This is a genomic window from Vibrio sp. V23_P3S9T160 (genome assembly GCF_963886625.1).
GTDB lineage: Bacteria > Pseudomonadota > Gammaproteobacteria > Enterobacterales > Vibrionaceae > Vibrio > Vibrio anguillarum.
The window spans coordinates 1-2,521 of sequence record NZ_CAWPDB010000093.1 but is presented as its reverse complement, the minus strand read 5'-3'; the positions used below and the strand labels follow the sequence as shown (position 1 = coordinate 2,521).

Below are 2,521 nucleotides of genomic sequence, written 5' to 3'. Positions count from 1 at the left end.
TAGCTTCGCTGAGGCTCAACAAGAGATCACCCGCTACATTATCGGATATTACTGCCAACTCAGGCCACATCAGTATAACGGTGGTCTAACTCCCAATGAATCAGAACGATTATATTGGGAAAACTCTAAAACCGTGGCCAATTTTAGTTGACCACTACATCATTACACGTTGAAAGTAGTGACCATTTTATACGCAAAACAACGCCAGATTCGTTTTTACGAACAAACTTGGAGTCGTTGCTGCAAGAACTCTGTATTGAGCATCTTTATATCTGCGGCTACGCCACAGAGTTTTGTGTAGATAAAACTACGCGACGAGCTGCTGGTTTAGGTTACTCGGTGGATTTGATATCAGATGCTCACACAACTCAAAGCAAATCTCATTTGTCAGGTGAGCAAATCCGAGTACATCACAATGCAACATTGCCGAGTATTTCTAGTTTTGGTGTCAAGATTACAGCTGTATCGACACAATCTTTGACGTCATAAGGCTAACAAACGGCTCAAGAGGGATTGCCAACGCTTGGCGGCTTTAGTGCAAAATTGAAGTTCAGTGTTTACAGTGTGTTTTTTGAGTTCGGCGGTGCGTTGTCAACCCCTTAGCCGGGCGTTAGGTTTTTTTGAGCCACCCCGTTGAGGGTAGCTCATTAAAAATTAGACTGTTGCAGCGAGGTGATGTTCGATCCTATCCAAGACTTTAGCATCTTCTAATAGGTCAAATTTTCGAGCGAAAAGGTTAGGGCTCGAAATTAAGTTAGAAATATCGGCCATTGTAAACGTCCTCGGTCTAAGCTTTATATCTCCATCTGGTACCCAATCGATAAGTCGCAAGTCATCTTGAATTATTTCACCATGACAATCGTTATTCATCATAACTGTTTGGAAAAATCCTTCATCAGCAATAAATGTATTTTTATAAAATTCTTTATAGGGCTGAGATGCATCCGTGTTACAAACAAAATCACAGAATTTTCGAGACACAATCATCCATTGGGTGCCAATAAATGGTGTTATCCCTGACATGAATTTTCTAGCTATTTTAGGTCGGTAAATATGCTCTTTATATTCAAAGCACATATTTTGTATGCGATTCATCGTTTCAGGCCTAGCTTCATTTTGGTCTAGTGCTCGAATAAATTCCTTGTCTTTATTATTTGACAAAAACTCATGAATATATGGCTGAGTTTTCAATGGAAAATCTTGTCCACTTAGGTTTATAAAATGCGTCCAGCTTTTGTTCATATTCAATAGCTTAGCCATACCACGAAGTTCAATATTAACTAAACTATACCCACCCCATAGTGCATTTTCTGATTCAAGAATTTCAGCATTTTGGTAATCATTTAGAAACAAAGTTATTTCATCTGAAATTTCTTTTCCAGAAGTTTTGTCAACATGGATAACGTAATGATTATTTGGGTGGTATATTGCATGAAATAGCCGTTTAAATTGATCTGGATAGCGGTGAACGAGAATAAGATAAGCAATCATTAGATCATTCCTTGAGAAATCTGGAATATTTATTTTCACGCTCCAGTTATCTCAGTTAGGGAATGTATGTTCTGAGTGGTAAGGCGTGTTCTTATCCATAGACTATATGGGGGTTCTGTCTTGATTAATCAATAGCAATGAAATATAAACCTAACAAACGCTTCAAGAGGGACAGCCAACGCGTGGCATTTTTATCATGCGTTGGTTTTCGTGATTATGGTGTTATGCGGAAAGTTGGTAGTAGCGTTGTCTGCCCCTTAAGCGGGCGTTAGCACTATTATGAAGAGGTACATCATTAAGTGACAGAACAAGCAAGTTATGACTCTGAAGGATATAGTAAAGCACTAGATAAACTAGTGACTCTGGCTGAAAAAGAGTATTACGTACAGATGGTCGACATCAACAGACATCAAGTTGTTGTTAGTAGAGCTATTTTATGGCTTTTGGTCGTACTAATTGGTTTCGACTTTGCTTTTGTCGAATGGATTTATTCAAAGTTATCAACTCGTTCAGATCTCCTGTCTAATATGGTTTCTTGTCTCGTAATTATTTGCTTTGCGATAGTCACTGGTATAGTTGCTTTCGGATTCGCCATTTTTTCTATCCCTGCTATTGGGGGATATTCCAAACTATATGAAAATAGCTGGGCAGATTATGCTACTAGTGCGTATGACCGCTGGGAGTCTAAAGAACAATTTGTCTATGAAACAGAACTGAGTAAGTTACTCGGTAAGTTAGACTCTGCTTGTAGCATTGGCAGTAAGACTAACCACAACCGAGGTGATCCGCCCCAGCAGTTTTGGACACTGAGTTAAGTGAGTACAATCACTAACGAGGTGAACAATGACAACTAAGAAAACTAGAATTAAACATTCCCCTGAATTTAAAGCAGAAGCCCTGAAGTTAGCAGATAAAGTGGGAGTAGCTGCGACAGCAAGACAGCTTTCTTTACACGAATCTCAAATCTACGGGTGGCGGAAGAACTCGAAGAAAGACACCAGTACTAGTCAGCGAGAGCAAGAGCTAACCG

3 protein-coding genes and 2 pseudogenes are annotated in these 2,521 nt (G+C 39.4%); 4 read left to right on the top strand and 1 reads right to left on the bottom strand.

Annotated elements, in window-relative coordinates; translation table 11 throughout:
• Together AACU59_RS04870 and AACU59_RS04865 are read left to right on the top strand one after the other, a co-directional pair.
• Nucleotides 1–151: pseudogene (locus tag AACU59_RS04870) on the top strand (IS3 family transposase); the annotation flags it as partial.
• A 5-nt stretch (nt 152–156) separates the two neighbouring features.
• Nucleotides 157–489, top strand: a pseudogene (locus AACU59_RS04865) (isochorismatase family protein); the annotation flags it as partial.
• Between the two features lie 165 nt (nt 490–654).
• Here AACU59_RS04865 and AACU59_RS04860 read toward each other — a convergent pair.
• Nucleotides 655–1,491: a beta-1,6-N-acetylglucosaminyltransferase gene (locus tag AACU59_RS04860; protein ID WP_017046804.1), complete on the bottom strand. Its 837-nt coding sequence runs from the start codon at nt 1,489–1,491 to the stop codon at nt 655–657.
• A gap of 299 nt (nt 1,492–1,790) precedes the next feature.
• Here AACU59_RS04860 and AACU59_RS04855 point away from each other — a divergent pair, with 299 nt between their 5' ends.
• Nucleotides 1,791–2,306 (top strand): hypothetical protein, encoded by a 516-nt coding sequence (locus AACU59_RS04855; RefSeq protein WP_161437711.1) that lies wholly within the window; start codon nt 1,791–1,793, stop codon nt 2,304–2,306.
• A gap of 28 nt (nt 2,307–2,334) precedes the next feature.
• Nucleotides 2,335–2,521, top strand: a 187-nt coding sequence (locus tag AACU59_RS04850) for a transposase (RefSeq protein ID WP_161437710.1), incomplete at its 3' end; no start/stop codon positions are given.